1 protein-coding gene is annotated in these 634 nt (G+C 74.1%); it reads left to right on the top strand.

The genetic code is table 11. The features are described from left to right. Positions 1-138: 138 nt before the first annotated feature. Positions 139-633, top strand: a complete 495-nt coding sequence (locus ASE59_RS15345) for a hypothetical protein (protein WP_056458201.1) — start codon at positions 139-141, stop codon at positions 631-633. The last annotated feature ends 1 nt before the right edge of the window (position 634 follow it).

Genomic DNA, 634 nt, shown 5'->3' with positions numbered 1-634 from the left:
GGGGGGGGGGTAGGTCCGTGGGCGGGCGTGACCTTTCCTCGCGGGCCAACCCACCCCCGGCCCCTCCCTTCCAGGGAGGGGAGCAGGCAGGCCGGCACCGCCATCCGTCGGGAGGCGGATCAAGAACGGGAGATTTCTATGAGCGCAGCGCCTTTTCCGGCGGCGGCGATCGCGGGGGTGCGCGCGGCGGCGCGGGACTATCTGCGGATTACCGGGACTGCCGAGGATGGGGTGATCGATCGGCTGGCGGCGAGCGCGCTGGCGCTGGCCGAGACCTATACCGGGACCGCGATCATCGAGCGGAACCATGAGGCGATGATGGCGGCGGGGGGCGAGTGGCGGGCGCTGCCGGTGGGGCCGGTCCGCGCGATCGTCGCGGTAGCGCCGGTGGTGGCGATCGATATCGATGGCGACGGCACCGGCTGGGTGCGGATGGCGGCGGCCAGTCCGGTGCACTTCACCGCCGGGATCGCCGCGAGTTGGGAGGCGGTGCCGGCGGCGGTGGCGCAGGGGGTGGTCTTGCTGGTCGCGCATCTGTTCGATCAGCGGACCGCCAGCGCCGCGCCACCGGCGGCGGTGGGGGCGCTGTGGCGACCGTGGCGGCGGATGCGGCTGACGGGAGCGCGGCGGTGAG

Origin of the sequence: Sphingomonas sp. Leaf10 (assembly GCF_001421245.1) — a bacterium.
Taxonomy (GTDB): Bacteria; Pseudomonadota; Alphaproteobacteria; order Sphingomonadales; family Sphingomonadaceae; genus Sphingomonas.
The sequence above is the reverse complement of the archived record's forward strand: the minus strand, read 5'-3'. Positions and strand labels throughout refer to the sequence as shown.

Bases quoted from the DNA above. Each gene is read 5' to 3' on its own strand.
- ASE59_RS15345 (WP_056458201.1), top strand. From the start codon at position 139: ATGAGCGCAGCGCCTTTTCCGGCGGCGGCGATCGCGGGGGTGCGCGCG.